Source organism: Streptomyces sp. NPDC058231 (assembly GCF_042882275.1).
Taxonomy (GTDB): Bacteria; Actinomycetota; Actinomycetes; order Streptomycetales; family Streptomycetaceae; genus Streptomyces.
In genome coordinates, this window is sequence record NZ_JBHVWN010000094.1 from 1 (window position 1) to 25,781 (window position 25,781).

Annotated in this window: 27 protein-coding genes and 6 pseudogenes; 13 read left to right on the top strand and 20 right to left on the bottom strand. The window is 68.1% G+C overall.

Annotated features, from left to right (window positions below; all coding sequences use genetic code 11):
- Window positions 1-150: 150 nt before the first annotated feature.
- Window positions 151-759, bottom strand: a complete 609-nt coding sequence (locus ACFVXE_RS35465) for an NAD(P)-dependent oxidoreductase (protein WP_389677492.1) — start codon at window positions 757-759, stop codon at window positions 151-153.
- Between the two features lie 85 nt (window positions 760-844).
- On the opposite strand from ACFVXE_RS35465, the gene ACFVXE_RS35470 reads away from it, so the two are divergent.
- Window positions 845-1,177 carry a winged helix-turn-helix transcriptional regulator gene (locus ACFVXE_RS35470; RefSeq protein WP_389677494.1) on the top strand — a complete coding sequence of 111 codons (333 nt, stop codon included), beginning with the start codon at window positions 845-847 and terminating at the stop codon, window positions 1,175-1,177.
- 74 nt (window positions 1,178-1,251) lie between these two features.
- Window positions 1,252-1,600 (top strand): annotated as a pseudogene (locus tag ACFVXE_RS35475) (transposase); the annotation flags it as partial.
- Window positions 1,601-1,618: 18 nt separating this feature from the next.
- Here the strand turns inward: ACFVXE_RS35475 and ACFVXE_RS35480 are convergent.
- From ACFVXE_RS35480 to ACFVXE_RS35490, 3 genes and pseudogenes are all read right to left on the bottom strand, one after another.
- Complete coding sequence (locus ACFVXE_RS35480) at window positions 1,619-1,798, bottom strand: hypothetical protein (RefSeq protein ID WP_389677538.1); 180 nt, start codon at window positions 1,796-1,798, stop codon at window positions 1,619-1,621.
- A complete protein-coding gene (locus ACFVXE_RS35485; protein WP_389677495.1) occupies window positions 1,795-2,601 on the bottom strand; it encodes a hypothetical protein in 807 nt (268 codons plus the stop codon). The genes ACFVXE_RS35480 and ACFVXE_RS35485 overlap by 4 nt, the downstream gene beginning before the upstream one ends.
- 471 nt (window positions 2,602-3,072) lie before the next feature.
- Window positions 3,073-3,907: pseudogene (locus ACFVXE_RS35490) on the bottom strand (SDR family oxidoreductase).
- A gap of 153 nt (window positions 3,908-4,060) precedes the next feature.
- Between ACFVXE_RS35490 and ACFVXE_RS35495 the strand changes: the two are divergent.
- On the top strand, window positions 4,061-4,279 hold the full coding sequence (locus ACFVXE_RS35495) for a hypothetical protein (protein WP_389677497.1): 219 nt from the start codon (window positions 4,061-4,063) through the stop codon (window positions 4,277-4,279).
- A gap of 238 nt (window positions 4,280-4,517) precedes the next feature.
- Here ACFVXE_RS35495 and manD read toward each other — a convergent pair whose 3' ends face one another.
- Together manD and ACFVXE_RS35505 are read right to left on the bottom strand one after the other, a co-directional pair.
- A complete protein-coding gene (gene manD / locus ACFVXE_RS35500; protein ID WP_389677499.1) occupies window positions 4,518-5,759 on the bottom strand; it encodes a D-mannonate dehydratase ManD in 1,242 nt (413 codons plus the stop codon).
- Window positions 5,760-5,833: 74 nt separating this feature from the next.
- A complete protein-coding gene (locus tag ACFVXE_RS35505; RefSeq protein WP_389677501.1) occupies window positions 5,834-7,777 on the bottom strand; it encodes a cellulase family glycosylhydrolase in 1,944 nt (647 codons plus the stop codon).
- Window positions 7,778-7,938: 161 nt separating this feature from the next.
- Between ACFVXE_RS35505 and ACFVXE_RS35510 the strand changes: the two genes are divergently transcribed.
- The 4 genes from ACFVXE_RS35510 (at window position 7,939) to ACFVXE_RS35525 (ending at window position 12,165) form a co-directional block, all read left to right on the top strand.
- Complete coding sequence (locus tag ACFVXE_RS35510) at window positions 7,939-9,213, top strand: ABC transporter substrate-binding protein (protein WP_389677502.1); 1,275 nt, start codon at window positions 7,939-7,941, stop codon at window positions 9,211-9,213.
- A gap of 14 nt (window positions 9,214-9,227) precedes the next feature.
- On the top strand, window positions 9,228-10,151 hold the full coding sequence (locus tag ACFVXE_RS35515; RefSeq protein ID WP_389677504.1) for a carbohydrate ABC transporter permease: 924 nt from the start codon (window positions 9,228-9,230) through the stop codon (window positions 10,149-10,151).
- Window positions 10,152-10,243: 92 nt separating this feature from the next.
- Entirely contained in the window at window positions 10,244-11,086 is an 843-nt protein-coding gene (locus ACFVXE_RS35520) for a carbohydrate ABC transporter permease (protein WP_389677506.1), read from the top strand.
- A 41-nt stretch (window positions 11,087-11,127) separates the two neighbouring features.
- A complete protein-coding gene (locus tag ACFVXE_RS35525) occupies window positions 11,128-12,165 on the top strand; it encodes a LacI family DNA-binding transcriptional regulator (protein WP_389677508.1) in 1,038 nt (345 codons plus the stop codon).
- Window positions 12,166-12,299: 134 nt separating this feature from the next.
- Here ACFVXE_RS35525 and ACFVXE_RS35530 read toward each other — a convergent pair whose 3' ends face one another.
- The 4 genes and pseudogenes from ACFVXE_RS35530 to ACFVXE_RS35545 all read right to left on the bottom strand — a co-directional run.
- Window positions 12,300-13,079 carry an SDR family oxidoreductase gene (locus tag ACFVXE_RS35530; RefSeq protein ID WP_389677510.1) on the bottom strand — a complete coding sequence of 260 codons (780 nt, stop codon included), beginning with the start codon at window positions 13,077-13,079 and terminating at the stop codon, window positions 12,300-12,302.
- Between the two features lie 146 nt (window positions 13,080-13,225).
- Window positions 13,226-14,059: an SDR family NAD(P)-dependent oxidoreductase gene (locus ACFVXE_RS35535; protein ID WP_389677512.1), complete on the bottom strand. Its 834-nt coding sequence runs from the start codon at window positions 14,057-14,059 to the stop codon at window positions 13,226-13,228.
- Window positions 14,060-14,660: 601 nt separating this feature from the next.
- On the bottom strand, window positions 14,661-14,864 hold the full coding sequence (locus ACFVXE_RS35540) for a hypothetical protein (RefSeq protein WP_389677534.1): 204 nt from the start codon (window positions 14,862-14,864) through the stop codon (window positions 14,661-14,663).
- A 304-nt stretch (window positions 14,865-15,168) separates the two neighbouring features.
- Window positions 15,169-15,282 (bottom strand): annotated as a pseudogene (locus ACFVXE_RS35545) (transcriptional regulator); the annotation flags it as partial.
- Window positions 15,283-15,890: 608 nt separating this feature from the next.
- On the opposite strand from ACFVXE_RS35545, the gene ACFVXE_RS35550 reads away from it, so the two are divergent.
- Complete coding sequence (locus ACFVXE_RS35550; RefSeq protein ID WP_389677514.1) at window positions 15,891-16,259, top strand: VOC family protein; 369 nt, start codon at window positions 15,891-15,893, stop codon at window positions 16,257-16,259.
- A gap of 47 nt (window positions 16,260-16,306) precedes the next feature.
- Here ACFVXE_RS35550 and ACFVXE_RS35555 read toward each other — a convergent pair whose 3' ends face one another.
- From ACFVXE_RS35555 to ACFVXE_RS35570, 4 genes and pseudogenes are all read right to left on the bottom strand, one after another.
- The gene (locus tag ACFVXE_RS35555) at window positions 16,307-16,492 is read right to left on the bottom strand and encodes a hypothetical protein (protein WP_389677536.1); all 186 of its coding nucleotides are present in this window, start codon (window positions 16,490-16,492) and stop codon (window positions 16,307-16,309) included.
- Between the two features lie 112 nt (window positions 16,493-16,604).
- Window positions 16,605-16,706: pseudogene (locus tag ACFVXE_RS35560) on the bottom strand (IS5/IS1182 family transposase); the annotation flags it as partial.
- Window positions 16,688-16,927 carry a hypothetical protein gene (locus tag ACFVXE_RS35565; protein ID WP_389677540.1) on the bottom strand — a complete coding sequence of 80 codons (240 nt, stop codon included), beginning with the start codon at window positions 16,925-16,927 and terminating at the stop codon, window positions 16,688-16,690. The pseudogene ACFVXE_RS35560 and the gene ACFVXE_RS35565, both read right to left, overlap by 19 nt.
- 253 nt (window positions 16,928-17,180) lie before the next feature.
- On the bottom strand, window positions 17,181-17,384 hold the full coding sequence (locus tag ACFVXE_RS35570) for a cold-shock protein (RefSeq protein ID WP_266993260.1): 204 nt from the start codon (window positions 17,382-17,384) through the stop codon (window positions 17,181-17,183).
- A gap of 699 nt (window positions 17,385-18,083) precedes the next feature.
- On the opposite strand from ACFVXE_RS35570, the pseudogene ACFVXE_RS35575 reads away from it, so the two are divergent.
- Window positions 18,084-18,270, top strand: a pseudogene (locus ACFVXE_RS35575) (Cmx/CmrA family chloramphenicol efflux MFS transporter); the annotation flags it as partial.
- Window positions 18,271-18,374: 104 nt separating this feature from the next.
- On the opposite strand, the gene ACFVXE_RS35580 reads toward ACFVXE_RS35575, so the two are convergent.
- The 5 genes from ACFVXE_RS35580 to ACFVXE_RS35600 all read right to left on the bottom strand — a co-directional run bounded on the left by ACFVXE_RS35580 (window position 18,375) and on the right by ACFVXE_RS35600 (window position 21,890).
- Window positions 18,375-18,761: a fic family toxin-antitoxin system, toxin component gene (locus ACFVXE_RS35580; RefSeq protein ID WP_389677516.1), complete on the bottom strand. Its 387-nt coding sequence runs from the start codon at window positions 18,759-18,761 to the stop codon at window positions 18,375-18,377.
- Complete coding sequence (locus ACFVXE_RS35585) at window positions 18,758-19,054, bottom strand: DUF1778 domain-containing protein (RefSeq protein ID WP_389677518.1); 297 nt, start codon at window positions 19,052-19,054, stop codon at window positions 18,758-18,760. The genes ACFVXE_RS35580 and ACFVXE_RS35585 overlap by 4 nt, the downstream gene beginning before the upstream one ends.
- 138 nt (window positions 19,055-19,192) lie before the next feature.
- The gene (locus tag ACFVXE_RS35590) at window positions 19,193-20,335 is read right to left on the bottom strand and encodes a PP2C family protein-serine/threonine phosphatase (RefSeq protein WP_389677520.1); all 1,143 of its coding nucleotides are present in this window, start codon (window positions 20,333-20,335) and stop codon (window positions 19,193-19,195) included.
- Window positions 20,336-20,694: 359 nt separating this feature from the next.
- The gene (locus tag ACFVXE_RS35595) at window positions 20,695-21,009 is read right to left on the bottom strand and encodes a hypothetical protein (RefSeq protein WP_389677522.1); all 315 of its coding nucleotides are present in this window, start codon (window positions 21,007-21,009) and stop codon (window positions 20,695-20,697) included.
- A 128-nt stretch (window positions 21,010-21,137) separates the two neighbouring features.
- Window positions 21,138-21,890, bottom strand: coding sequence for a helix-turn-helix domain-containing protein (locus ACFVXE_RS35600; protein WP_389677524.1), 753 nt, complete (start codon window positions 21,888-21,890; stop codon window positions 21,138-21,140).
- 288 nt (window positions 21,891-22,178) lie between these two features.
- Here ACFVXE_RS35600 and ACFVXE_RS35605 point away from each other — a divergent pair.
- Window positions 22,179-22,781: pseudogene (locus tag ACFVXE_RS35605) on the top strand (MFS transporter); the annotation flags it as partial.
- Window positions 22,782-23,004: 223 nt separating this feature from the next.
- On the top strand, window positions 23,005-23,646 hold the full coding sequence (locus ACFVXE_RS35610) for an IS5 family transposase (RefSeq protein WP_389677526.1): 642 nt from the start codon (window positions 23,005-23,007) through the stop codon (window positions 23,644-23,646).
- Here ACFVXE_RS35610 and ACFVXE_RS35615 read toward each other — a convergent pair.
- Window positions 23,603-24,160 carry a hypothetical protein gene (locus ACFVXE_RS35615; protein ID WP_389677528.1) on the bottom strand — a complete coding sequence of 186 codons (558 nt, stop codon included), beginning with the start codon at window positions 24,158-24,160 and terminating at the stop codon, window positions 23,603-23,605. The two genes, ACFVXE_RS35610 and ACFVXE_RS35615, sit on opposite strands and share 44 nt — an antisense overlap.
- A 294-nt stretch (window positions 24,161-24,454) precedes the next feature.
- Here ACFVXE_RS35615 and ACFVXE_RS35620 point away from each other — a divergent pair, with 294 nt between their 5' ends.
- On the top strand, window positions 24,455-24,730 hold the full coding sequence (locus tag ACFVXE_RS35620) for a hypothetical protein (RefSeq protein WP_389677530.1): 276 nt from the start codon (window positions 24,455-24,457) through the stop codon (window positions 24,728-24,730).
- Window positions 24,731-25,480: 750 nt separating this feature from the next.
- Window positions 25,481-25,690, top strand: coding sequence for a hypothetical protein (locus ACFVXE_RS35625; RefSeq protein WP_389677532.1), 210 nt, complete (start codon window positions 25,481-25,483; stop codon window positions 25,688-25,690).
- Window positions 25,691-25,781: the final 91 nt, after the last annotated feature.

Consider the following 25,781-nt stretch of genomic DNA (forward strand, 5'->3'; position numbering starts at 1 on the left):
GCAGCCTCGGCTACCTCAGTCCCGCTGAGTACGAGAACGCACTCGCAGCCTGACCACCACACCAATGGTGTCCGTCAAAGCGGAGCAAGCTCACCGCCGCTCACGACGCCGCAGGCTGACCTCACACGGGACGGCGTATGGGCGGGGCCTTCAGTTGCTGATTGCCGGGGCGCTGCGTATGTAGGTGCCGTCGGAGACCTGGTCCAGGAGGAAGGCCGCCATGTCGGCGCGTGTGATGGACAGGCCCACGACCCCGTGGCCATAGTTTCCGACCTGGACGTTTCCGCCGGCCGGCTTGTCGTTGAGCTTTGCCACCCGGACCAGTGTCCAGTCCAGATCGCTGGCGCGTACGGCCTGGGCTGCGGCTCGCACTCCGGCGTAGGCGTGGGGCGCGGCGGTCTTCACGAAGCGGACCAGGGCCTTGAACTTGGCATCCGGCAGATCATCCGGGTCCGGGACGCTGCAGGTGGACACGACCACGAACCGCTTCACACCTGCGGCGTTCATGGCGGTGATGATCCGGCGGGTCGCCTCGCTCTCGGAGCCGACGCCCTCGATCACGGCGTCCGCCGTGCGCACCGCTTCGAGGATCGCCTCGTCGTCATCGAGCTGTCCGGCGATGACCGACAGGTTCGGGTGGGTGATCCGAAGTTTGCCGGGCGTGCGGGCGTAGGCGATGACCTCGTGCCCGGTGTCCAGGGCCAGTTGTGTCAGCAACTGCCCCATCCGCCCGGTGGCGCCGAATAACGTGATCCTCATGGTGGCGGGCACCTTCCTCGCAAGGCAAACCACTAAAATTTCTTTACCACTAAAGCTAGCATAGTAGCCTGGCGCGGAAGGCATCATGGAGCAGATGAACGATCCCCAGACGGCACGATGCATGGAGATCCTGTCGATCATCGGCGACCTGTGGACGCTGGCGATCGTGATGACGCTGCAGGAGTCGGAGAGGCGCTTCAACGAACTGCAGCGAGCGATCCCGAAGGTCAACGCGGTCACTCTCACCAACCGCCTGCGCCGGCTCGAAGAGGCCGGCATCGTGAGCCGGGTCACTGAGTCAAAGGGCAAGCAGTCGACGGTCTACGGACTCACACCGTTCGGCCGCAAGCTGATGCCGATCGTCGACGCGGTCAGGACAGTTGCACTCGATCTGGAGTGCTCAGGCAAAGCCCCGTGACGGGCGGGGCGACGCGCACCGCCCTCTCCGGGCAAACCGTCGTGGCCAGCAGGACCGCATCGAGTGCAAACCACGCCAACACCCACGACAGCCAGGGCCTGAAGCCCATGGTGGCCGGTCTCCAATCAAGACATGACCCCCATCGCGGCTGGAACCATAAACCCGGAAAGCTCCACGCCGACAAGGCTTACGACGTACCTGACCTGCGTAGATGGCTCCGCGGGAAACGTATCGGCGTCCGCATCGCCCGCAAAGGAATCGAATCGAGTGAACGGCTCGGGCGCCGAAGGTGGGTCATCGAGCGCACCATGTCGTGGCTGACCGGCTACCACAGACTCAAACCACCGCTACGAACGCCACTCCCGCAACTACCTGGCATTCCTCGGCCTCGCCGCCACCCTCTACTGCTACAAACGACTACTCGCGGCGAACAGCGTCTCATCAGGCGTCGGACACGACGAGGTCGGGAACGCAGCCGGCCTCGCGCAGCCAGCGGCTGGCCGCTGGGGCGTTACGACAGCCGTGCGTGGTGAGAGACCGCTCGTCGTCGGACATGTCGTCGGACCAGTCGGATTTGGCGCGCCGCGGTACGACCGGGCGCCGGGAGCCGCCCGAGGTCATGGTGTCACCTGGTGCTGGTGGCCGACTTCGCGCGCGAGGTCCAGCCCGAGGACGCGGTCGAGATGGGCGAACGTCTCGAACTTGGCACCGGCCGGTACGTTCGCGTCCCTCTCCACGCTGCGCAACATGTCCAGGACGGCGGGGACGCCGAGATCGTCGGCGAGCGCGGCATGAGCCTGTCGCAGCAGGTCGGCAGGGATCGGCCTGGATGGCTCCTGCGCCCAGTCGGCCACCAGTTGCCGCCAGTGCCGCAGGGTCCGCCGGGCCTCGACGAGCGCGGCACCGGTGACCATGACGGGCGTGCGATAGGCATGGCCGAGCAACAGCATCCTGACAGCCAGCGGATCAGTTCCCTCCGGGGCGATTGTGGCCGGGGAGAGTGGGCCACCCTCGTCCGGGGGTGTTGTGCCGACCTGGCCCACGTCGATCCGTACCCCGCCGGCGCTGTCCTGCTGGTCAGTACCGTGCGCGAGCACGTGCACCTCGGCAGCAGCGCCCGGTGTCTCACTCGGCTCGTGGGTACGGACGGTGGCGGGCGGGTGGATGCCCAGTACCGCCATGACCCGGTCGAGCGACTGAACTTGCTCAGCCGGCAGGTCCGGCGCGGTGAGCACCGTGAGGGTCTGCAAGGCGTGCAGCTCAGCGGTACGTGCCAGTACGTCTCCGAGCAGCAGCACACGCAGGTGCACCGCATCGATCCCGTTGTCGATAACCGGCAGATGCACGCAGATGCGCAGGAGGTGGCGGCGCGCGGAAGGAATCTCCACGAGGCGGCCGGTGCGGGCGTCGGTGATACGCAGCATGCTGCGGAGGATAGTCGTGGAGACCTCCAGTACGCAGGATGCCGGCCGGCAGATGAGGGCTCGGGCCGTGGGAACCCGGCTTCGGTCGGGGCAGTCTCATCGCAGCCGTTTACAGCCGGAGCCGTGGCGTTCAGCGTCGGCCGGGGAGAGCCAGCCGGTGCCGAAGAACCAGCGTCCGGGCCACTTCGGAGAGCCCGTGGGCGCGCAAGAACGGCTTCCGCGGTCCGACGCGTGCGCGAGACTGTCATCCCGCCGAGGCGGTGGCTCCCGTACGCAAGGCAACGGGCAAGAAGACCAAGGGCACAAAGCGAGCTGACGACCTCGGCCAAGCGGACGCGGTGAGTCGCAGACGTCTGGACCGCCGAGCGCAGACGGGCCGCTCAGGGGAAGTAAGCAGCCGGAGCGACTCCTCCTTCGCTCCGGGCCAACAGTGGGGCGCCTGCCCGATGCTCCCTATATGGCGTGCTTCGATCAGGGGCGGCGCCAGCTGTCGCTGGTCAGGTGGGAGCCGGCCTGCGGGCCCATGCGGAGCATGCCGCCCGTCCAGGGCCCGTGAAGCCCCCGCGGAGTAGGAGACTATGGTCCCGCCAGGAGGACGACGACCGCGGCCACTTCGCGCGCGTCGCCCGGTCGGCCCAATGGAATGCCCGGCTGCTCGACCATCGTCACGTCGGTGCCCTCCTTGTCCGTCCTGGGAGTCGCGATCTCCCCGGGCGCCACCGAATTCGCCGTGATGCCGTACTCGGCGCGTTCCAGTGCCATCACCTGGGTCAGCAGGCCGAGACCGCCCTTGGCGGCGCGATAGGGGGCGGCCCCGCGGCTGGTGTTCGTGCACAGACGTGATGTTGATGATGCGTCCCCGGAGCCCTGGGCCGGCGATCATGCGGCGCGCGACGTCCTGCGGGCACAGGAACGGGCCGATCAGGTCGACATCGAGCACTTGTTGGACCGTCGAGTGCTCCATGTCGAGGAAGCGGGTGGACGTACCGTGTCCGCGCCGTTCACCAGGACGTCGGCGCTGCCTAATTCGTCCGCGAGCGTGCCGACGGCCTCAGCCCCGCCCGGCAGTTCAGCGAGATCCAGTTGAGCGAGTGCATACCGGCGGCCCTTCTCCCGGACTCCTCGCGCCGTCCTGAGCGCCCGCTCGGTCTCGGTGCCAGATGATATCGACGTGGTCAACGGCGGCGAGGTGTGGGGGAGACCGTGTTCCGGAACGTAGCCGCCGGGCTACCTTGGCCTCGCCCCACGCCGACCACCACGCCTGCGAACCGACGAAAGGAACGAATCGTGCGCACCATGGCGGCACCCGAGCCAAGCCGGCTTCCCGCGAGCGACGGGCACTGTCCGATCGGGCTGGTCGCTCAGCCAGGCGCCTCCCGGGGTCTGTCCGATCCCCAGGTAGGAGACCTCCTCCACGCGCTGCCTGATCACTGAGGGGGTGGCGACGATGGAGCCGGAAATGCTGAGCTACGGGCCGTGGAAAGCCGTGGACGGTGCGGCCCTCCACGTACGGCGAGGCCCCGAAGGGTTGATCTGTCTGCGCTCGGAGCACGGTGACTGCGCGACCCTGACCTTTCTGCTGGAAGAGGCTGCTCAGGGGCGCGCCACCGGCGAACTGGCGCACCGGCTGGGCCCCGGCGAGGCCGAGCTGGTACTCAAAGCGGTCCGGTCGCGGTGAACGGAACGGTAGCCCGCCTTACCCGTCTCGGGCGGGTAAGGCGGGCCGAGATCGTACTCCGGACGGCCCGCGGCGATTCTGCACGGATCGTCCCCACCGACCGTTTCCCACCCGCCGCTCACCCGCCCGGCTTCTCTCGCAGGCGTTCTCCCCTGCGGGCTGGAAGCATGTGGAGAGACGGCACGGGCGGGTCCCCCGGAGCGCCGCTCCGGGGGACCCGCTCACCCGCACCAGGCCCTCACCAGTCGTGCATGGTCCCGTCGGCCAGCCGGTTCACCGGGAGGTATGCCGGTTCGTAGGGGAAACGGGCGGCGGCCCGCTCGTCCAGCTCCACGCCCAGCCCCGGCTGATCACCGGGGTGCAGCAGGCCGCCCTCGAAGCGGTAGGAGGTCTGGAAGACCTCCAGGGTGCGGGGCGAGTGGCGCATGTACTCCTGGATGCCGAAGTTGTGCACGGCCAGGTCCAGATGGAGCGCCGCGGCCATGCCGACGGGGGAGATGTCGGTGGGACCGTGCATCCCGGACCGGACACCGTACACGGCAGCGAGGTCGAGGATCTTGCGCATCGCGGTGATACCGCCGGTGTGGGTCACCGCCGAACGTACGTAGTCGATGAGCCGCTCGTGCAGCAGCGTGGTGTAGTCGTGGACCGAGTTGAACACCTCGCCGATGGCCAGCGGGGTGGTGGTGTGTTCGCGGATCAGCCGCAGCGCGGCCTGGTCCTCACCCGGTGTGGCGTCCTCCAGCCAGAACAGGTCGTAGGGCTCCAGGTCCTTGCCGAGCCGGGCCGCCTGGATCGGCGTCATCCGGTGGTGACCGTCGTGCAGCAGCGGGAGTTCGGGCCCGAACTCGTGGCGTACGGCCTCGAAGACGGTGGGCATGTGACGCAGGTAGGCCCGGGTGTCCCAGACCTCCTCGGCGGGACGGGCGTGGCCGGAGCCGCCGCGGCGGGCCGGTTCGTAGTCGTACCGCTCACCACCACCGGCGGCGGAGGTGGCCACCCCGTAGACGGAGTCCAGACCGGGGATGCCGCTCTGCACGCGAATGGCGCGGTAGCCGTCCGCCAGGTGCGCGCGGACCGAGTCCAGGAGTTCGGGGATGTCGCGCCCGGAGGCGTGGCCGTAGGCCAGCGCCCCGGTGCGGGAAGCGCCGCCGAGCAGCTGGTAGAGCGGCATTCCGGCGGCCTTGGCCTTGATGTCCCACAGGGCGGTGTCGACGGCGGCGATGGCGGCCATGGTGACCGGTCCGCGCCGCCAGTAGGCGCCCCGGTACAGGTACTGCCAGGTGTCCTCGATCGCACTCGCGTCACGGCCGATGAGCAACGGGGCGACGTGTTCGCGCAGGTAGGTGTCGACAGCCAGCTCGCGGCCGTTGAGCGTGGCGTCGCCGAGGCCGGTCAGTCCGTCGTCGGTGTGGATGCGAAGAGCGACGAAATTCCGGTCGGGGCTGGTGACGACGGTGTCCGCAGAGATGATCTTCATGGGTGTTCCTCGATGGCGTGCGGATCAGGTAGCGGGTACGGGACGGGGCGGGGACGCCGGCGGGCTGTGTGTCGTCACGGTTCCCGCCTGGCCACGACGACGCCGTAGGGGGCGAGTGCCACCTCGTCGAGTTCCTCGCCGTCCAGGTCGGTGAGCTTGCCTTCGCCTACCTCGGGGCGGACGGTCAGGTCGCCGGGGTGCTGGCTGACGAACCAGACGAAGGAGTGTCCGTCGGGGTGCGCCATCTCGCCGGTCACCACCCTCCCGTCGGCCACGGTCACCGCGGGGGTGACTCCGGCCTCCGCGGCCAGCGCCGCGTAGAGCCGCCAGGTCGGCTCGGGGTTGACGGCGGCCGTGACGGCGGCCATGTGCTCCAACGGGTAGGTGCAGAGGATCATCTGACCTGATCCGACCCGGTGCCGCAGCAGCGCCGGCCGGCCGTGCGCGTCGGTGGCCACGACCTCGGCACCGTTCGGAACCACGGGCAGATAGGTGCGGGAGTGCTCGGTGCCGCCCACGGGGAAGACCAGCTCCTCGCCTGCCGCGAGGGTGCCGAAGTCCTGCTGGAAGACCATGCGCAGCTGGTCGTCCTCGATGGTGTCGGTCAGGCCGTACCGCAGCTGCTTGGTGACGCCGAAGGTTTCGTCGAGCTTCGGCCACCAGGAACCGCGCTGGGTCTGGTGCGTGCCGACACAGTAGGACGCGTAGACCGTCGCGCCCCGCGCGGCCTGCTCGCGCAGGGTGCGCCAGCCGGGCGCGGTGAGTTGTTTGGAGCTCGGCAGCAGATACAGCGCGCTGTCGACGGGCAGCCCGTCAGCCTCCCGTGCCACTCCCACCGGCAGGTCGGCCTCCCGGGCGGCGACATAGGCCTGTCGGGTCACCGACAGGACGGTCGCGGCGTCCTCGGGCTGGGTGAACGGGTACATCTTCTCCAGGAACGACGAGACGACCAAGGTGATGCCGGAGTCGGGGCGGGTCAGCCGGGCGAAGTCGGTGTCCCGGAGCACTTCCGTGAACCTCTTCACCTCGCGGAGCTGCTCCTTGGGCCTGCCCCGGTCGTCGGTGAGACCGAAGTGCATCTCGAAGGGGTGGTGGCTGTAGGGCTCCTGGTCCTCCAACGCGTCGTAGTCGGTGTTGTTCCACGGGATCCAGCCCGTCGCGCCCGCCAGCAGTGTGTTGTGCAGGATCTGCCGGTAGTAGTGGGCGGCGTGCTCCTCGGAGGTGTAGTCGGACGTCACCCCGAACTCCTCCATGATCACCGGCTTGCCGCCCAGGTCGAGGAGTTCGCAGGTGAAGGCCGCGCCGAGATTCTGACGTACCGGATCGTTCTCCATGCGGTACACGTGCGGGCCGTGGAAGTCGATCAGCGGCTCCAGGTCGCGCACCCGGAAGCCGTTGTCGGCCCCGGTCATCTCCACCCCCCAGGCGCCGTCGCCGACCGAGACGGGTTGGTGCGCGCCGGCCTCCCGCAGCGCCCCGATCAGGGTGTGTGCCCATGCGGTGACGTGCCGATGGTCCACGGTGCCGATCCCGCGCGAGCGCCAGTCGGCGTAGATGGGGATCTCGTTGGACAGCAGCCACCCGGCGACGGCTTCGTGATCCTTCCAGCGGGACGCGCACTCGCGTACGTACCAGGCCTGCCGCTCGACGAACCACTCGTCGGCGAACACGTCGCGTCCCTCGCGCCAGGCGGGATCCCAGTTCTGGCCCGACATGTGTCCCACGATGAACGTCGGGACGGTCGTCATGCCCAGCGCCCTGTGCCGCTCCAGGAAGTCGTCGAAGCGCTCCAGCATCAGGGGGTCGAGGCGGTCGGGCTCCGGCATGAAGTCGGGCCAGTACAGAAAGCTCCGGGTGAGGGTGATGCCGTGGTCGCGCAGGGTCCGCAGTTCCTCGTCGATGACCGCGCCGTCGTAGGAGCGCCACATCAGTGGGCCGCCGGTCCGGGACCAGAAGTTGACGCCGACCCAGATCGTGGGGCGGTCAGCCGGCCCGAGTTTGGCTGCGTTGCGATGCATGGATGTCCCGTCGGTCGAGGTTGATCGTTCCCCACAGGTATATCGATTGACTTGCTCAGTGTCGAGTCATTGTCAGCATGTGACAGGGCTGTTAAGGTCCGGCGCAATCCGAAGTAAAACGTTTTCCCGCCCCGTGTGGGCGGTGACGGACAGGAGCGCCGATGGAACGAAAGCTGAGCGTCGCGGCAGCCACCGCACTCGCGACCGTCCTGATGGCTTCGTGTGCGGGACCCCTCGATCCCAAGACGGACGATCCGCAGACCCTCGTCGTGCACAGCCGGCTTTCCCCCGGAACTCAGGGCGCGGACGTCTACGCCTCGGTGGTGAAGCAGTTCGAGCGGGAGAACCCCGGTATCCACATCAAGGACCTGCACAACGGCGACGACATCTTCAACTCGTTCGAGACGGCCCGCCTCGCCGACAAGGAGGCGGACGTGCTGCTGGTCAACCTCTACGACAAGTCCTTCTCCTGGACGGAACTCGGTGCCACTCCGCCGGTCAACCGCTACCTCAAGGACTGGGGGTTGACCGATCGCGTGCGGCCCGAGGCGCTGAAGGCGTGGACGGACGGCGAGGGGCGGCTCCGTGCCTTCCCGTGGATGGGCTTCACCTGGCCGGTCCTGGTCAACACCGAGCTGCTGCGCAAAGCAGGTGTCAGCAGCCCGCCGCGAACCATGGACGACCTGCTGGACACGGTGCGGGCGCTCAAGGCGAAGAAGATACCGCCCATGACCATCGGCGGGAACGACTGGTCGGGACAGAAGTTCCTGATGCAGGTCATGCAGAGCTACCTCCAGCCGGACGCCGCCCGGCGGGTGTTCAGCAAAGGCGGCTACTGCGCCGAACCCCACGCCATGAAGGGGCTGGAACTCTTCGCCGAGCTCCGTGACGCCGGACTGTTCGTCAAGGGGGCCCAGGGCCTGGGTGCCGACCAGATGAACGCGGACTACTTCGAGCAGCGCGCCGCGATGATGCCCGCGATCTCCTCCACGATCGCCGCCGTCCCCCCGGGCGTCGCCGAACAGACCGAGATCACTGGTTTTCCCGCCCCGGCGGACGGCGCCTACGACAAGCCCACGCTCTACAACGGCACGACCTCCACCGGGATATGGGTCACCCCCAACGGGACGGAGAAGCTGGGGCTCAGCGAGAAGTTCGTGAAGTTCCTGTACCGCAAGGACATCGTCCAGAAGTTCATCGACCGGTCCGGATACGTGATGAACATGCGTGGTCAACGCCCTTCCTCGCGGCTTCCCCTCGTCGGCCGGTCCGTCGACGTCTCGCACAGCGACGAGGTCAGCGAGGTCGTCATGCCCGACAACTACGTGCCCGCTGCGGTCTCCACGCCGCTCAACCGAGCCACGTCCATCGCCTACACCTCCGGGACGAGCGCCGCCGTCATGTGCAAGGCCCTCGACACCGCCTACCGCAGCTGACCGGAAGGGTCACGATGGCTACGACCACGATGTCCACCACCACTGCCGCACCCGCCCCCGGCGTACCCCGCACCCCGCGGCGTACCCCTCGTACTACCGTGATGGCCGTGCCGGCCCTGCTCTGGTACGCCGTCTTCATGATCGGCCCGATCGGCGCGATCTTCGTGATCTCGGTCCTGCACTGGCCGGGCATGCTCGCCGAAGTCGGCTTCGCCGGACTGGGCAACTACCGCGCGGTTCTGACCGACGCCCTCTTCTGGGACTCGGCGCTCAACAGCGTCGTCCAACTGGTCGTCGCCGTCCCCGTCATGATCGTCGGGGCGTTCATGCTGGGCTACTTCATCTCCACCCACCCGCGCGGCTACCGGGTTCTGAAGGTCATCGTCTTCACCCCGGCGCTGATCTCCGCCTCCGCCAAGGCCATGATCTTCTGGGGCATGTTCGCGCCCAACGGCATGATCAACAAATTGTTGTCCGGTATAGGCCTCGGCTCCCTGCAACACGCCTGGATCGCCGACACCTCCACCGCGCTCGGCTGCATCATCGCCATCGACATCTGGAGCGGCATCGGCTACACCGCCACCCTCTACGCCGCCCGCCTGGACGCCCTGCCCGACTCCGTTTTCGAAGCCGCACAGCTCGACGGTGCCGGACACTGGCGGCGCATGTGGCGGATCGCCTTCCCGATGGTGCGTGAATACGTCGGCGTGACGGTGATGCTGCAATTCCTGTGGACGCTGTTCACCTCCGCCCAGAACGTGCTGCTGCTCACCCAGGGCGGCCCCGGCAACAGCTCCACCAACCTCTCCTTCCTCGTCTATCAGAAGGCCTTCGTCCAGTCCGACCTGGGCTATAGCCAGGCCGCGGGAGTGCTCCTGTTCGCGGTCGGCCTGGTCGGCATGCTCGTCATCCGCCGGCTCTTCCGCGAGCCCTACTGACGCCGCGTGCCGGCATCCGGCCCGCTGCCTGCCGATCCGCCCCCCGAGACCGCCCCCCCGGAAAAGGACCCACAGTCATGGCCCTTCACCCCATGAGCCGAACCCGCCGTCGACCCGGTGTCGGGCGCATCGCCGCCCACCTGGGCGCCTGGGGCTACTCCCTGGCGCTGCTGCTGCCCCTCTACTACCTGGTGGTGTCCTCCTTCAAGGACAACGACGAGATCTTCTCGGATCCGCTGGGCCTGCCGGACTCGCTGTCCCTCACCAAGTTCTCCACCTCGATCCATGACGCGCGTCTGGACCTGGCCATCCTGAACTCGCTGATCGTCACCCTGTGTTCGTTGGCCGTGGTGCTGATCCTGGCGGTTCCCGCCTCCTACGCGCTGGCCCGTGCCAAGGGGAGGGTCGCCGCCGCCATCGAACGCGCCTTCTCGCTCGGTTTCCTGATCCCCACCTTCGCGGCCCTCGTCCCCACCTTTCTCCTCGCCGCGCAACTGGGCCTCTTCCACACCCGTACCTTCATCATCCTGTTCCTGCCCGCCACCTCGCTCCCACTGGCCGTGGTGCTGCTGACCCAGTTCATGCGCACCGTGCCCGACGAGGTCGAGGAGGCCGCCCGGATGGATGGCGCAGGGAACTGGACGGTCCTGGTCCGTATTTATCTGCCCATGGTGGTCCCGGGCATCGTCACCGTGCTCATCCTGAGCTTTCTTGCCTTCTGGAATGAATATCTCTACTCGCTTGTGATCATCGGGCCGGACGAGGCCCAGCGCACCATCCAGGTTGCGGTGCCGACCCTCCGTTCCTCGCTGTCCACCGATTTCGGGGTGCTCTCGGCTGGTACCGTGGTCACTCTCATTCCTGTGTATGCCGTGTACTCCGTTCTGCAACGGCGTATGGAGGGGGCCCTGATGGGCGGCGCGGTGAAGGTCTAGTGGCGAAGGGGCACTCGCCGCTCGCGGCGACAAGGACGAAGGTGGCCCAGCGCAAGAGCAACCGGACGACGATCAGCGATGTCGCGGCGCTGGCAGGTGTCTCGGTTTCCGCCGTCTCGAAGATCGTCAACGGCAAGGGATCGTTCCCCGAACCCACTCGCGAACGAGTCCTCTGGGCCGTCAGCCAGCTGAATTGGTCCCCGTCGGCCGCGGCGGTCGCCCTGCGCGGCGCGAAGACCCGGGCCATCGGCATGGTCGCGAGCCGCGCCCCGGACGTCCTCAACACCGACCCGCACTTCGCGTTGCTGATCGCGGGCATCGAGAGCGAACTCGCGCCACGCGACTACGGGCTTCTCCTGCACATCGTCGGTGAGCACCCAGCGGCCGAGGAACGCGCCTACCGGCGGCTGGCCGACGAGCGGCGCGTCGACGGGGTGATCCTCACCGAGAGCCGCATCAACGACCACCGGTTCTCCTTGCTGCGTGGCCTGCGGCTGCCCGCCGTCCTGGTCGGCACGCCGTGGCAGCGGGACCCGATTCCCACGGTGCAGGCCGCCGACCAGGACCAGGGCATGAGGGACGCGGTCGATCACCTGGTGGCGCTCGGTCACCGGCGTGTCGCCTACGTCGCCGGGCCCGAGGACCGTGTGCACACCGGCCATCGCCGGCTGGTCTTCACCGAGACGCTGGAGCGTCACGGTCTGCTGGCCAGCCACATGCTGACCTCGGACTTCGCGGCCCGCACCACCGACCAGGTCGTCGAGCAGGCCCTGCGCGCCGACAACGCCCCGACCGCGATCGTCTTCGCCAACGACATGATGGCGCTCGCGGGGATCTCCGCGGCCCGTCGCGCGGGCCGGGACGTCCCCGGCGATCTGTCCGTCATCGGCCACGACGACCTGCCCATCGGTCAGCTGATGTATCCACGTCTGACCACCATCAGGCAGGACCTGGAGCGGCTCGGCCGGGTCGCCGCTCTGAGCCTGCTCCAGCAGCTCGGCGAGGAAGAGATCGCGCCGGTGCCCACGGTGGTCTCTCCCCAGCTGATCGTGCGGGAGTCCACCGCTCGGGCCCGATGAGGGGAGCCCGCAAATACTCCACGGGGAAGTCCCTGATCGGTGCCCACCAGAGCGAGCCGGACGTTGCAGGGCGGTTCCCGTTCGGGGGACGAACAGCCGGAAGTTGTTCCTCCCCCGCCATGACGGGACGGACTTCAGATGGCTTGGGCGGTGGGCATGATGGTGATCTCGGTGAGGTTGACGTGGCGCGGGACGGCCGCCATGAAGGCGACGGTTTCCGCGATGTCGTCGGACTGCAGGCAGTTGATGTCGTGGATGAGGTCGGCCATCAGCTTGGAGGCATCGGGATCGGTGACGTGGTCGGGGAGTTCCGTCTCGACCATGCCGGGTTCGATGGTGGCCACGCGGACCATCTTCGGGCCGAGTTCGACGCGGAGCAGCCGGGTGAGGTGGCTGATGTACGCCTTGGTGCCGGAGTAGATGGAGAACTTCTCCAGGATGCGGGTGGCCGCGATGGACGAGGTGTTGATCAGGTCGGCGGGCCTGGCCTGGGCGGCGGACTCCGTCAGGTGGGGAAGGAACGCGGCGATGACGTTCATCAGGCCGCTGATGTTGAGATCGATCTGGCGCTGCCAGTCGTCGACTTTGAGTTCCTCGATGCCGGAGATGAGCTGGACGCCGGCGTTGTTGAATACGAGGTCGGCTTTGCCGAAGCGGGCGGAGACCTGGTCGGCGGCACTCTGGACGGCGGCGCGGTCGGTGACGTCGACGGCGAGGGCGAGCGCCGTGCCGCCGGCGGCCTTGATGGTCTTGACGACAGCGTCCAGCTTGTCCTTGCGGCGGGCGAGCACGACCACGGTGGCACCGAGTTCGGCGAGGCGTTGGGCGGTGGCGGCGCCCATGCCGCTGGAGGCGCCGGAGATGACGGCGACACGGCCGGCCAGGGGGGTGCCCGTGAGCAGAGCTGCGGACATCGCAAAACCTCAATCTCTTTGATCGGAAGGGCCATAGGTGGTGAGCGCGGGGGTGGTGCGGTGCCCGGCCGGACCGGGCAGTCCTGCCCGGCCGGGCTGCTGGAGAGGGCCGCGGGCACCCGAAGGCGAGGACGCCCGGCGGGATGTCAGGCGGCGTCGTCGTGGGCGGCGGCGGACTTCTCGTGCCCCGGCGCGAGGTCGTTCTGCACCTGCCGGTACTTGACGTCGAGCCGCTCCAGGGTGTCGCGCCCGAGGTAGAGGTGCGTGGGCAGCTTCTCGGCGGAGGCGCCCTCGACGATGAGCGCGGCTCCCTTGGCAGGGTCACCGAGCTGGGCGTTGTTGGCCCGGTCGATCCAGCCCAGCGTCGCGTGCGCGGGGGTGTCGTCGTAGACGGCGTTGTGGTCCGCGGCGACCGACAGGGAGCTGGCGTCGAGGATGTCGGTGCGGAAGACGCCCGGCTCGACGACCATCGACTCGATCCCGAACGGGGCCATCTCAAGGGAGAGTGCCTCGCTGATCCCGGCGACGGCGAATTTCGACGCGCAGTACAGGCTGACACCGGGCTCGCCCTCCAATCCGGAGCGGGAACCGATGTGCACCAGTCGGCCGGAGCCCTGCTTTCGCATGACGGGCAGCACGGCGCGGGTGACGTGATCAGGCCGAAGACGTTGAGGTCGAACAGCGCCCCGGCCTCCGTGTCGGTGATTTTTTCCAACGCGCCGAGCAGGCCACGGCCGACGTTGTTCACCTGTACGTCGATGCCGCCGAAGCGGTCCACGGCCGCCTCCCGCCTGCGGGATGCTGTCGTTGTCCGTGACGTCCAGGGTGACCGGGAAGACCTTGTCCGCGCTCTCCATGTCGTCCGGCACACGCTCCGGGTTCCGTACGGCGACCACGACGTTGTTACCTCCTGCCGGAGCGGCGCTGGTGATTTCCGTACCGATTCCACGGGAGGCACAGGTGACAAACCACGTAGCCATGGGAAAACCTCTTTCGTTGCTTTCTCTTTTCTGGATTTCCTGTCGACGTATTCGAGTGCGCCCGTCCGCTACGAAGCTATGAAGGCTGCGGTTTTCCCGGGTGTCCCACACCTAAGGGCTGTCCGGTAATCCCTGGCGGGCGCACGACGACAGCTGCGGCACCTCGCCGCGTTGTCGGAACGCCCGCGTACATCCAGTATGCGTACGTCCCTCCGCCTTGCGATGCACCGCATCTGACGCCATCAGATCAGACACCTCGCCGTGCTGCCCGGCAGCCACCCCCAGCGCAGCCCAATTTTCTGACCAGATGCATGACCAGATACATAGGTGCGCCCCCAGACCAACCACAGGGAGAAACCGAGGTGCATCGTGCACGGGGCGTGTATCGGTGACACGCTCGCACTAACGCTTGAGGCCGGGAATTATCGAGGCTGTCGCATTCAACCACGCGGAAGAATGTGGGATTTTTTCCGGTGATATTCGGGCCGGAGTTCCAGATGCCGCTGAGAGCGATACGCGCACCAGTCCGTGAGGTATCACGTGCCACCCTTGCCGGGCACATGCGTATCGCGGCGGAGGTGGCTTCCGGTGGCCTCCTGGTTCAGGCGCCGTGTGCGGGATTCTGCTGGTGAGGGGCTTCGGGTGCGCTGAGGGCGGAGTGGTAAACCTGCTTGACGTCGTAGGGCGGTACCCGGGGGTACTCGTGTGCCCACAAGGCGTGGAACTCGCCGCTGCGCACCGACAGTTCGCCGACGAGCTCCAGGATGCGGGGATCCGCCGGAGCGCTGGCTGCGGTCTGCTGCAGGTTGGCGACCGCACGATGCCTGGCCCGCTCTGGATTCCGGTAGAAGGACCGTGCTGCGCGAAGTCACGGTAGAGAGCGTCGGCCAACACGTTGGTGGCCAGCAGTCCTGGGCGTGCCCGATGATGAAGGCAGGCGTTCTGGTCCGGCCTTCGACCAATTGCCGCAGGTACGGGCGGACCCGCTCGTTCCGGATGGGGGACTTCGTGCGGCGGGCTGTCGGCCGGGCCAGCCGAAGGAGTTCCCCCTCGTCCTCATCACCGAGTTGCAGCGCGCGGGCAAGGGCCTTGAGTACCCGGGGCGAGGGACCGAGTCCACGGCGCTGCTCGAGTCGGCTGTGGTAGTTCAGGCTGACACCTGCGAGTGTCGCGACCTCGTCACGTTGCAGGCCGGGCACCATTCGCCGGCGCACGCCGGACAATCCTGCTGCGGCAGGGCTGAGGCGCTCTCTGCGGGAGCGGAGGAACTGGCCCAGCCCTCCAATCGGGTCGGCCCCGGGCGGGGCCCGGCTATCGAAGAAACTTCTTCGCCACCTTCGACCGACCCGTCCCCGTCTCCTACGACGACCGGATCGCCTTCCGCGCCTGGTGCCGCGCGCAGTTGTCGGTGCACCGAACGGGACAGGTGAACCTGCGCGGCCTGCGGCCTGTGCTGCGAACCGAGTTTCAGTGGGGCATGTATGGGCCCCATACCCACCACCTCAGAGTCCTGGCGCACGTCGTTGTTCGCCCGCTGTCACGTGCCCAAGTGGTAGGCCGTCTCTGCGATGCGGAGAGGGGCATGCGCGCCGGGTCCTTGATGAACGGGCCACGCCAGCGGATCTTGCGACGGCCGAGGCTGGTGTAGCACTGAAGCTCCGCCATCTTGAAGTGGCTGGTCAGCGGGGTGGCGTGACCTCGTTTCGGGGTGTTCGTGCTGGTCGTGGGTGGCAGTCTGTGTTGTCGATCGTCCGGCGAGGTGGTTTCGCCGATGAGTTCACCGTCCACGAACGGTCTACCCAGCGACACGACCGTTCTCGACAGGAGTGCCATGTCCACCATCCAGCCCGTGATCCTGACTGCCGACCAGGACGTTCTGCTCGGCTTTTATACGAAATTGTTCGGCGCTGAGGAGATCTTCCGGGTACCGGAGGAAGGCGCCGCCTTCTACCTCGGCCTGCGCATTGGCGACACCGACCTCGGGCTGGTGGCCAAGGCGGACCCGGGGACCGGGGCGGCGTCGCGGATCCTGCTCAGCATCGGTGTCGACGACGTCGACGAGACGCTCGCTCGGGTGGAGGCGCTCGGCGGCTCGGTCAGCGGAGGCCCCAACGACATGCCGTGGGGACAGCGCGTCGCCCACATTAAGGACCCCGACGGCAACCCGGTGAACCTCACTCAGCCGATCCCGGCCCGGTGACGCGGTTCCGGGCGCATATGCTGATCGTGGGCTACCTGCGGTAGAGGTCAATTGCCGGTAGTGACCTCGATGTTCGTCAGGACGAGCAGCGCGCGAAACAGGTGGGAGGCGCGGGCGGGGTCAGTCCAGAGCTTGGTGTGGATTCGCCAGTTCTTCAGGTGGGCAAAGCCGCGTTCGGCGGGGACGCGTCCGGCGGCAAGTGCCCGGTTGGCGTCCTTCTGGCCGGGGGTCAGCTTGCGGGCGCGGGTGGCCTACGACTACGGGGTTGTCCGGATCGTCGTCCAGGCCGAGGAAGCGCAGGTCGGCCAGGGCGCCGAGGCCGGCAGCGCGCAGGTGGGCCAGCAGGTGGTCGCGGCGGGCAGCGGTGATGTCGTGGGTGCGGCCGGGCCGGGCAGCGGAAGCCCGGATCAGCCGGCCTTTCTCGTCGGTCAGGGCGAGGACGCGCAGGCCGTGACGGTGGTGCTTGCCGGAGTAGTTCGGCCGGTTCGCCTTCCCGGTGCGGCGCTGGGTGGGATGAGGGTGCCGTCGATCAGGACGGCCTCGCCGCCCCGCCGGGCGATCTTCTTCAGGGCGCGGTCCAGGCGTGCGGCCTTCGCGGCCAGCAGGCCGATCAGCTCGTCCCGCCAGCGGCGCACGGTGGTGGCGGAGATGTCGTTCCCGCCGGCCATGTCGGCCAGGCGCTGGTCGTGCCGCAGTACGGCCAGGACCGCACCGCCCGACCCGCCACCTGGACGACCGGCGACCCGGCCTCCATGCGCTCGTCGGCGAGCTGCTGGCTGATCCGCTGCCACACCCGCTCGGCCACGGCGAGCTCATCGCGCTCAGCTCGTACCTCCGACAGCTGCTTGACCAGCTGGGCTCGGCACTGGGCACAAGGCTCCCGGATCCTTCGCTCCGGGAGCCTTGTGATGCCCCGTCAGGTCAGGCGACCGTGATGTTCTCGGCCTGCGGGCCCTTCTGGCCCTGGGTGATGTCGAAGGTGACGGCCTGGCCTTCCTGGAGCTCACGGAAGCCGGAGGCGTTGATGTTCGAGTAGTGCGCGAAGACGTCCGGCCCGCCGCCGTCCTGCTGGATGAAGCCGAAACCCTTTTCGGCGTTGAACCACTTGACGGTTCCGCTGGCCATGCTGGTGCCTCCCGTTGATATCCGGAACCGCACCGTGCGGTCCCGGGGAGCCTTGGTCCGCACACTGCACAGCAAAACGCCCGCACCGGAGCGCGGGCAGGTACTGCGAACCACGACATCTGGCAGTGACGCTACACGGCGAAACCGGCTTCCACCAGAGAGCAACAACGGGATGCGTACGCCCGGTGGGGTGGGATGCGGCTGACCCTGTCCTAGTACCCCGGCCAGGGTGTTCTTCTGTGGAGTGTCACTCCCGCGGCAAGACTTGAGCCGGGGTGATCCCGGGTGTCGTGGTCAGCGGGTGGCCGGAGGTGGGGAGCGACAGCGGTGCACGGCGGGCAAACCACCGGCAGCCCAGGCACTTTGAGTTGCGGTCCGTCGCCGCCCTGCCAATGTCCCTTCTTGTACGCGGCTTCATGGGTACGGGGCGCTTGATGGCGGTGCGTAGGGCAGCCGTAGCGGGCTCATGGTGTAAGGGCGGTCGCTGGTGTGAGAGCGCCGGACCGGTTTCCGGGCGACGCGCCGAAGCTCAGGCGAGGCGTCAGGGGCAGCGTGGGCAACGTGGTCGTTGGAGCTCGGAGTTCAGCACTGTTCTGCCGTGGGTGGGGGAGCGGGTGAGGTCGGCGAGGCCCAAGGCGCCCCCACTTCTGCCGCCGCTGTGCGGACCGACCAGCCGTGTCACCCCGAGATGATCTCCGACTTCGAACGCGGATCCTCTGCGAGCCCGCAGGAGTCCCCAACATGGCCGGCGCTTACGCGACCGCGGCACTCAACGTCGGCGCTGCTGCCGGACCGCTCATCGCCGCGACCACCCTCAGCACCACAGCTCGGGTCGCTCTGGGCAAGCGGACTCCTCGTCGCGGTCGCGCTGCTCGTCGCCCCATGAACATCGAGGGTCGCCGAAGGCTCGTAGGGCACTGCCGCACCCGTCCGATCGGCCGGTCTCCCGGCTGTGGGAAGTCCCGGGCGGGCATGGGCACCGCGGGCAGGTCAGTTGGTGGTCCACTCGCGCAGCTGACGGGCGATGCGGGCGACGCCGAGCGTTCCGGCTGCGGCGTCGCGTACAAGGGCGACGGCCGCCTTGGGCGGGTAGTCGAGCCGGTGTCCGTTCAGGGTGAGGTACGCCTCGGTCGAGTGCCAGGCGAAGGCCTCGCCCGAGTGCTCAAGGCAGGGGAGTTTTGACAGGGTCTGCAACAGTGCGGCGGCCTTGAGGTGCACAGAGCCGTAGATGTCGCGTTCCATGGCCCTGGCGTTGACCCGCGCGACGGCCGCGTACAGCGGTCCCAGATCGTCGACCTGCGGGTCGCCGTCGAGGAGTTCGGCGGCGTGCAGCAGGAAGGTCATGTCGATCGGGTGCAGCGGTTCGGGCTGGGTCACGCGGCCTGGCCCCGCTTCTGCTGCTGAAGCTCGGCACGGGCCTGCTGCTCTGCGGCTCGCTGCTCCGGAGAGGGGTCGGTGCTGCTGGGCTCGGCGGCGAACGCGGCGCCGCTGCGTGCCATCGACTCCTTGAAGCCATCCAGGAACCGCTGCTCCACGGCGGTCGCGCGGGCGTAGGCCGCGGAGAGGATGTATTCCTGCAGGCTCACTCCTTCCTGCGCGGCTGCGGCGGCGATGGCGGCCCGCTGCTCGGGGTCGGGGAAGCGTAGGTTCATGGCTTTCGGCTCTGGCATGGTACCGACGGTACCAGTGGTATCACCTTTGGCCCAGAGCAATGGCTCCGCCGGGGTGAGGTGGCAGGTGAGGGCAGCTCTGAAGTCAGCGGAAGCCACCCGCCAGACCGTCTGGGCCGGGCAGGACCAGGGGGCGTGTCAGGGGTGGGCGTGTTGCAGGGAGGTGGCGTGAGCGGGGTTGTGGTGGATGGCGATGAGGGCGGCGTCGTCACCCAGGCGTCCGCCGGCGTAGTCGAGAAGATCGCGTCGCAGGTGGTGCAGGAGCGCGTCAGGGGAGCTCTCGGTCCATTGGGCAGCCCGTTCAGCGAGGGGGTAGAAGCCGCCGTGCTGGTCGCGTGCTTCGATGACGCCGTCGGTGAAAAGGAAGAGGGTGTCTCCGGCCTCGAAGGCGAATACGTCGGCGATGTAGCACGCCCGCCTCATGACATCGATCCCCATGGGAGGCGCGGGGTGCAGGATCGGGGCGGTGACCGCGTGTCCTGGGCTGAGCAGCAGGGGTGCAGGGTGACCACAGCTGATCATTCGGCTGGTGCGGCCCTCGTCGGGGATCTCCAGCAGCAGGGCGGTGATGAAGCGTTCCCCGGCCTCATCATCATGCTCCGGCTCATAGTCGGCGTGGTAGAGGGCGACGTTCTGGTTGAGGACAGCGGCCAAGTCGGGCAGGTCGGTGTGCCGGTGAGCGGCCTGGCGGAAGGCGCTGAGCAGGAGGGCGGCTTCATCGATGGCGGCCAGGCCTTTTCCTCGCACGTCGCCGATCATGACCCGGGTTCCGTTGTCTATGCGGGCGGCCGCGTACAGGTCACCTCCGATCTGGGCTTCGTCCTCGGCAGCCAGGTACAGGGAGGCGATTCGCAGCGGGCCGATCCTTTCCGGGAGCGGCCGCAACAGTACGTTCTGTGTCGCTTCGGCCACCGACCGCACCTGAGCGAGCTGCCGAGTGTGCCGTTCGCGTATCAGGCAGAAGCACACGACCAGGGCGGAGAGTATTGCGAGGGCTGCGATCTGCACCAAAGCATTGCGGGAGCTCAGTACATCGGAGTGCAGGGCGATGTATACCTGGGCCGCCATGGCCAGCAGTCCGATCGCTCCGGTCAGTAGGGGTCCCTCGAATGAGGCAGTGATCGCGGGCGCGATGACGAGCAACGGTCCCAGATGGATGTCCTCCGGGAGCAAGATGTCCACGGCTGTGATCACGGCGATGAGCACAACGGGAATCACCAGCAGCACATGGCCCAGTCGCCATGGCTCCCGCAGCCCCACCAAACGTGCCCGGTAGCCCACGTCTTCCACAGTGCACCCGTTCCAGGGCGGCTGACGAGTCGGCCGGGTGCGGCCGATCGAAAGTGATGCTGTTCGTTGCGCCTCTCGCGCTTGACCCGGGCACGGCCTCCGGAACGGCGACGTGGAAAACAGATGGTCCGAGGTACCTGAGAAGCCGTTGTCGTACTCTTGTTGGACGCCGGTTCGAGTGTGGTGACTCGGTCGCGTGATCTTCGGCTCCGGCATGCATGAAGGCGGGGCCCCTGCCCAGCTCGGGATTGTCGAAGTCCGAACGAGCTGGCCGGGAGGTCCCGTGTCGCAGTCTTGCGGTTCCGTGCTTGTGGAGTCCAACCTGGTTGCCGGTCGTGTGATTGCCTCGCTCACCGGTTCGGGAATGCGGGTGACCATCCGGACCGCGAGCCTCGGTATCCCTCGGACACGTTGGATGCGGAGTGGGCGGTCGTGCGGGAGGCGATGCCGGTTCCGGCGTGGATGAACGGCAAGGGCGGCCAGCGGAGGGTTACTGCCACGTACAGGACCTCGCCCACGCGCTGCCGGGCGATCAGCCACTCCTGCCCATCCGTTTCCGCCTCGGCGAGTTCGGCCAGCGCTCGGTCCGCCTCCTCCCGCAGCCCTTCCACACGCTCCCGCGCGGCCAGCTCCCGCTCCTCCAGCAGCCCCACGACCGACGCCACCCCGGTACGTCCACCGACGAGACAACCGACGGCCCCAGCCTGACTCCCCCAGCCCCGGCATCATGCCTGAGCTGGGAAAACTTGGCCGCTCAAGTTCGGTACGAAAACTGCTTCTAACGCAAGGTCCTTCAGACGGCGGACATCTCGCGCGCGCCGACCGCCTCTCCGAGCGCGAGGAGGGCGTAGTGGGAGGGCGATCCGGGAGCGGCGGTGTAGGCGACCAGACGCTGGCCGGGGGCTGTCGGAGCTGCTAGGACCGCGTAGTCGAGCATCATCCCGCCCACCAGGGGGTGGTGCAGGTGCTTGTGCCCCTCCACCTTGTGGCGCAGACCGCGGGCATCCCACAGACGAGTGAATTCCCCGCTCTCCGCCCGTAGTTGCCGCACCAGTTCGGTGAGGCGGGTGTCCCCTGGGCGATGGCCGGTGGCGGCCCGCAGGTGCGCGACTGAGTCGGCGGCGATGTCCGACCAGTCTAAGAACAGGTCCCTCGCCTGCGGGTGCGTGAAGACGAACTCCAGGTTGTTGGGCCGGCGCGGACCGGGTACGAGATGGCTGAAGAGCGCCGCCGCCGTGTCGTTCCAGGCCAGCACGTCACTGTGGCGGTTGATGACGTACGCGGCGGTCGGCGGGGCCAGCATCGCGAGCATGCTGCGTGCCACGTTGGAAAGCGGCTCCGACTCCGCCTCGGGACGCACCTGGCCCGCCAGCGCGAACAGGTGCCGGCATTCCTCATCCGACAGGCGCAGCGCAATCGCGAGGGCGTCGAGCACGCTCACCGAGGGCTGCGGGACCCGCCCCTGCTCCAGCCGCTGATAGTAGCCCGGGCTGATACCGGCCAGGGCGGCCAGCTCCTCGCGGCGCAGGCCCGCGGTTCTGCGCATCCCCACCTGGGGAAGCCCCACCGCGTCGGGGGTGAGTAGGGTACGCCGCGATCGCAGGAACACTCCGAGTTCCTGGGCCTCTTCCCTCCGGCTCGTCACCGGCTTTCCTCCCTGCTGCCCAGGAGAGGGTGGCCCCCTCAGGTACACCCTCGTGGATTGCTTCGTCGACATCGTAGCCAGCACGCTGATGCGGTGACTGCCAACGAACTCGCCGCAGAATCCGTACCCACTCAAGTCGTCGACCCAACGGCGCTATGGACCCTGTTCGCCGCCTCTTTCGGATTTCTGATGGTCAGCCTCGACGCGACCATCGTCAACGTCGCGCTCCCCACCCTCGGTACTCAGCTGGGCGCCGGTCTGGCACAACTCCAGTGGGTCGTCGACGGATACACCCTTACTTTCGCCGCTCTCCAACTCATCGGCGGTTCGCTGAGCGACCGCCTCGGTGCACGACGGGCCTTCAGCCTCGGCCTCGGTCTGTTCACGGTGGCTTCCCTCGTGTGCGGACTGGCCGTCTCCCCGGGAATGCTGATCGCCGCCCGTTTCGCCCAGGGACTTGGGGCGGCGCTACAACTCCCCGCGTCGCTGGCGATGATCCGGCATGCCTATCCCGACGGCGCCGCGCGCATTAAGGCCGTCGGAGTGTGGGCGTCCGCCGGCGGCGGCGCGGTCGCGGCCGGCCCCGTCCTCGGCGGTCTGCTCCTCGTCTGGCTGGGCTGGCGCTCGCTGTTCCTGGTGAACCTCGTGATCGGGGCCGTCGGGTTGCTGGCCACCCTGCGCGCCCAGGGATCGCGGGTCGGCCGGCAGCGCGAGTGGGACTTCCGCGGGCAGGTACTCGTCGTCTTTGCGCTCGGCGGCCTCGTCTTCGCCCTCATCGAGGGCCACACACTGGGATGGTCCTCCCCAGGCGTCGTGGGGTCGTTCCTGATCGCGGTCGCCGCCGGCGCGGGGTTCGTCCTGTGGGAGCGGCGCGCCGAGGAACCGCTGCTGCCGATGCGCATGTTCGCGCACGCCGAGTTCAGCTCCGCCAGTGTGGCCGGCTTCGTCCAGAACTTCGCTTACTACGGCATACGCGATCCGGTATCTGGTCGACAACGGAATCAAGTGGCGTGCGATGCCGGCCGACTTCCCGCCCTGGGACCGGGTCTACGCGTTCTTCCGCCGCTGGCGCGACCGCGGTCTGGTCGCCGAGTTCCACGACCGGCTCCGCGCCCGGGTCCGGATGAGGGAGGGCCGGGAGGCGGAGCCGACGGCCGCCGTGATCGACTCCCAGTCGGTCACGGCCGACGCCGTGGTCGGATCGGACAGTCGCGGCTTCGACGGCGGGAAGCTGATCAACGGCCGGAAAAGGCACCTCGTGGTCGACACGCTCGGTCTGCTGCTGGGCGTGATGGTGACCGCCGCGGACGTCGGGGACCGCGCCGCCGCACAGGTCCTGCTCCAGCGGGTGGCCGAAGCGCACCACCGGCTGGAGCTGGTCTGGGCCGACGGCGGCTACACCGGCAGCCTCGCCGGGCACTGCCTGACCGCACTCGCGCTCGTGTTGAAGATCATCAAGCGCAGTGACGGCCGCAGGGGGTTCGTGGTGCTGCCCAAACGGTGGATCGTGGAGCGCACCAACGCCTGGCTGATGCGCACCCGCCGTCTGGCCCGCGACTACGAACGCGGCACCACCAGCGCCGAGGCGATGGTCTCCTGGTCGATGATCCTGCTCATGACCCGCCGCCTGGCCCGGCCACACCCGCGGCGAGCGTGAACCGTCCCGGACCGGGCTCGGCCAGCCAGCCCCCCGCAACCAGGCGCTTGGCCTTCGCCCGCAACGCCTCCACCCGCGCCGGCATCACATCCATCCCGAACACTCCCGCCATCTCCTGGCAGGTCAACGGCCCCTGATGGAGCCGGGACCGGTCCGCGAGGACCCGCACGATCCGCTGGTAGTCCAGCGACAGCACCGACCAGCCACAGCCCTCACGCCACACCGGCACCTGCGACCTCGGCTTCACCGCATCCGCCGGCACCGGCGGCACGTGCTCGCCCGGCGGATCCGGGGTGGCCTCCCTATCGGCGGTGCCGGCGCCGAGGGCCAGGAGAGCGTCGACCCGCCTGCGAGCGACCACCCACTCCTGCCATTCCAGCTCGGCCGCGGCCAGCTCGGCCTGGATCCGGTCAGCCTCCTCCCACAGCCCGTCGACACGACGGCGAGCAGCGAGCTCGTGCTGTTCCAGCAGTCCAACAACCGACGGCGTCCCGGCCTCCCCAGCGAGCGACAACCCGACAGGCCACCACTCCCACGAAATCACCGGACCTACTCCTGAACAGCCAAAACGCCGCCCTCAAGTTCGCAACGACAACAGCGTCTGACTGATGTGCGTGGCTGCAGTCCCTGAGAGACGGACAGAGCAACGGCTCAATCCGCGACCACCACACATCAGTCATCAACATGACCGGACCAACGCCTCGTTGACTCGAATGGCTCGGCCCCGGTGCAGGATGGGCACGTGCTCCCTCCTCGACTGCTGTGGTGTGATCCCCGTCCCATCCCACGGTTCAACCGGCAGGAGCCGGTGACCGTGATCGTTGGTGACCCCCGCTTCTACGAACCGAGTGACGATGACAACTGCTCGGTGCTCGGGTATTTCTGCCAGGCGCATGACCGCCCCTACTGGCACGAGTCCTGCGGGGAAGGTCCGCACCTCGTCGCCTTGGACTGCCAAGAGCACGGACCGGAGAACATGTGGCCGCAGCCGAGCATGCTGCTGTTCCCGGAAGGGTTCGATCCGCCACTGAGCGACGCGCAGTTGGCCTGGGCACGGGCGGAGGACGACGCTGTCCGGGCGTGATCCGAAAGAGACGGCCCAGGTCTGTCCTGGCGGTGCTGGGTCTGTGCAGAGTGGGCGGCTGCGAAGGGGAGTAGCCCCGTAAACCGGTCGTCGACATGCTGGAGTCCAAGGTTGGCCGTGGCGGCCCTTTTCTACGTCGTCTTCGGCCTGGGACTCATGCCGATCCTGGCCGGACGGCCTGCGCCCGCCTCTTGCCGTGGCTCCCGGGAGGGCCGCCACGGCGATTCCTGGACTTCGCGTCCCCATGCGTCACCCGCGCCCCCGCACATGGCGAGGGCTTCCCTCGCGCCCAAAGCTGGGCGCTCGGACGAATGCGTGATCATGACCGCCGAACACCAGATACACAACGCCCCCGCCCAGCGACCGTCTGCTCCAGACCGCACATCACTCCAGGACCGGGGCCGGCGTCGCAAGCGCCCCCGCCGAGCCGTCCGGGTCGCGCCGGTGGCGCAGCCGGCCAGTCCGTACCTCTCGTACGCGTCGTCGAGCTCCGGTATCCAGGTCGTGTCGTCCTGTGCCCGCCGAGCGGGCATGGCTTTATGCGTCGCGGGCGATGGCGATGAATCGTTCGAGTTCGCCGGGGATGTCGGGGCCGGTGGGCTGGTAGACGACTTCGGTGATGCCGTCTCGGGCGTAGGCGCTGAGCGTGTTGCGGATGCGGTCGGGGGTTCCGGTGACGGTGGTGGAGGTGATCGCCTGCCAGCTTCCTGCGTTCCAGGCAGCGGTGTCGGCCGCGTTGAGGTCGGTGAGGTGCCGGTCGTGTACGGCGAGGTGGCGTTGGGTGCGGGGGTGGGCGGTGACGGCGTCGAGCCAGGTTTGGCCGCCGGGCAGGGTGGTGGGGTCGCCGCCGAATTCGTAGGCGGCGTGGTAGGCCAGAGCGTTGCCGGGCCCGGCGGCGGCGCGGACGCGTGCGGAGTCGAGTGGTTCGTCCTCGCCCAGGACGGTGCCGTGGATGCCTAGTAGACCGTCGCGGCTAATTTTTGGGATAGAGGTGGCGCAGTTTGATGCGTGCGTCGTGGGTGGTGAACTGCCAGTTCACCTGACGTTGGTC

Excerpts from the sequence above, each read along its gene's own strand:
- ACFVXE_RS35465 (WP_389677492.1), bottom strand. The coding sequence starts at position 759 with ATGAGGATCACGTTATTCGGCGCCACCGGGCGGATGGGGCAGTTGCTG.
- ACFVXE_RS35470 (WP_389677494.1), top strand. The coding sequence starts at position 845 with ATGGAGCAGATGAACGATCCCCAGACGGCACGATGCATGGAGATCCTG.
- ACFVXE_RS35480 (WP_389677538.1), bottom strand. The coding sequence starts at position 1,798 with ATGACCTCGGGCGGCTCCCGGCGCCCGGTCGTACCGCGGCGCGCCAAA.
- ACFVXE_RS35485 (WP_389677495.1), bottom strand. The coding sequence starts at position 2,601 with ATGCTGCGTATCACCGACGCCCGCACCGGCCGCCTCGTGGAGATTCCT.
- ACFVXE_RS35495 (WP_389677497.1), top strand. The coding sequence starts at position 4,061 with ATGCTGAGCTACGGGCCGTGGAAAGCCGTGGACGGTGCGGCCCTCCAC.
- manD (WP_389677499.1), bottom strand. The coding sequence starts at position 5,759 with ATGAAGATCATCTCTGCGGACACCGTCGTCACCAGCCCCGACCGGAAT.
- ACFVXE_RS35505 (WP_389677501.1), bottom strand. The coding sequence starts at position 7,777 with ATGCATCGCAACGCAGCCAAACTCGGGCCGGCTGACCGCCCCACGATC.
- ACFVXE_RS35510 (WP_389677502.1), top strand. The coding sequence starts at position 7,939 with ATGGAACGAAAGCTGAGCGTCGCGGCAGCCACCGCACTCGCGACCGTC.
- ACFVXE_RS35515 (WP_389677504.1), top strand. The coding sequence starts at position 9,228 with ATGGCTACGACCACGATGTCCACCACCACTGCCGCACCCGCCCCCGGC.
- ACFVXE_RS35520 (WP_389677506.1), top strand. The coding sequence starts at position 10,244 with ATGAGCCGAACCCGCCGTCGACCCGGTGTCGGGCGCATCGCCGCCCAC.
- ACFVXE_RS35530 (WP_389677510.1), bottom strand. The coding sequence starts at position 13,079 with ATGTCCGCAGCTCTGCTCACGGGCACCCCCCTGGCCGGCCGTGTCGCC.
- ACFVXE_RS35535 (WP_389677512.1), bottom strand. The coding sequence starts at position 14,059 with ATGGCTACGTGGTTTGTCACCTGTGCCTCCCGTGGAATCGGTACGGAA.
- ACFVXE_RS35550 (WP_389677514.1), top strand. The coding sequence starts at position 15,891 with ATGTCCACCATCCAGCCCGTGATCCTGACTGCCGACCAGGACGTTCTG.
- ACFVXE_RS35565 (WP_389677540.1), bottom strand. The coding sequence starts at position 16,927 with ATGGCCGGCGGGAACGACATCTCCGCCACCACCGTGCGCCGCTGGCGG.
- ACFVXE_RS35570 (WP_266993260.1), bottom strand. The coding sequence starts at position 17,384 with ATGGCCAGCGGAACCGTCAAGTGGTTCAACGCCGAAAAGGGTTTCGGC.
- ACFVXE_RS35585 (WP_389677518.1), bottom strand. The coding sequence starts at position 19,054 with ATGCCAGAGCCGAAAGCCATGAACCTACGCTTCCCCGACCCCGAGCAG.
- ACFVXE_RS35600 (WP_389677524.1), bottom strand. The coding sequence starts at position 21,890 with ATGCGCAGAACCGCGGGCCTGCGCCGCGAGGAGCTGGCCGCCCTGGCC.
- ACFVXE_RS35610 (WP_389677526.1), top strand. The coding sequence starts at position 23,005 with ATGCCGGCCGACTTCCCGCCCTGGGACCGGGTCTACGCGTTCTTCCGC.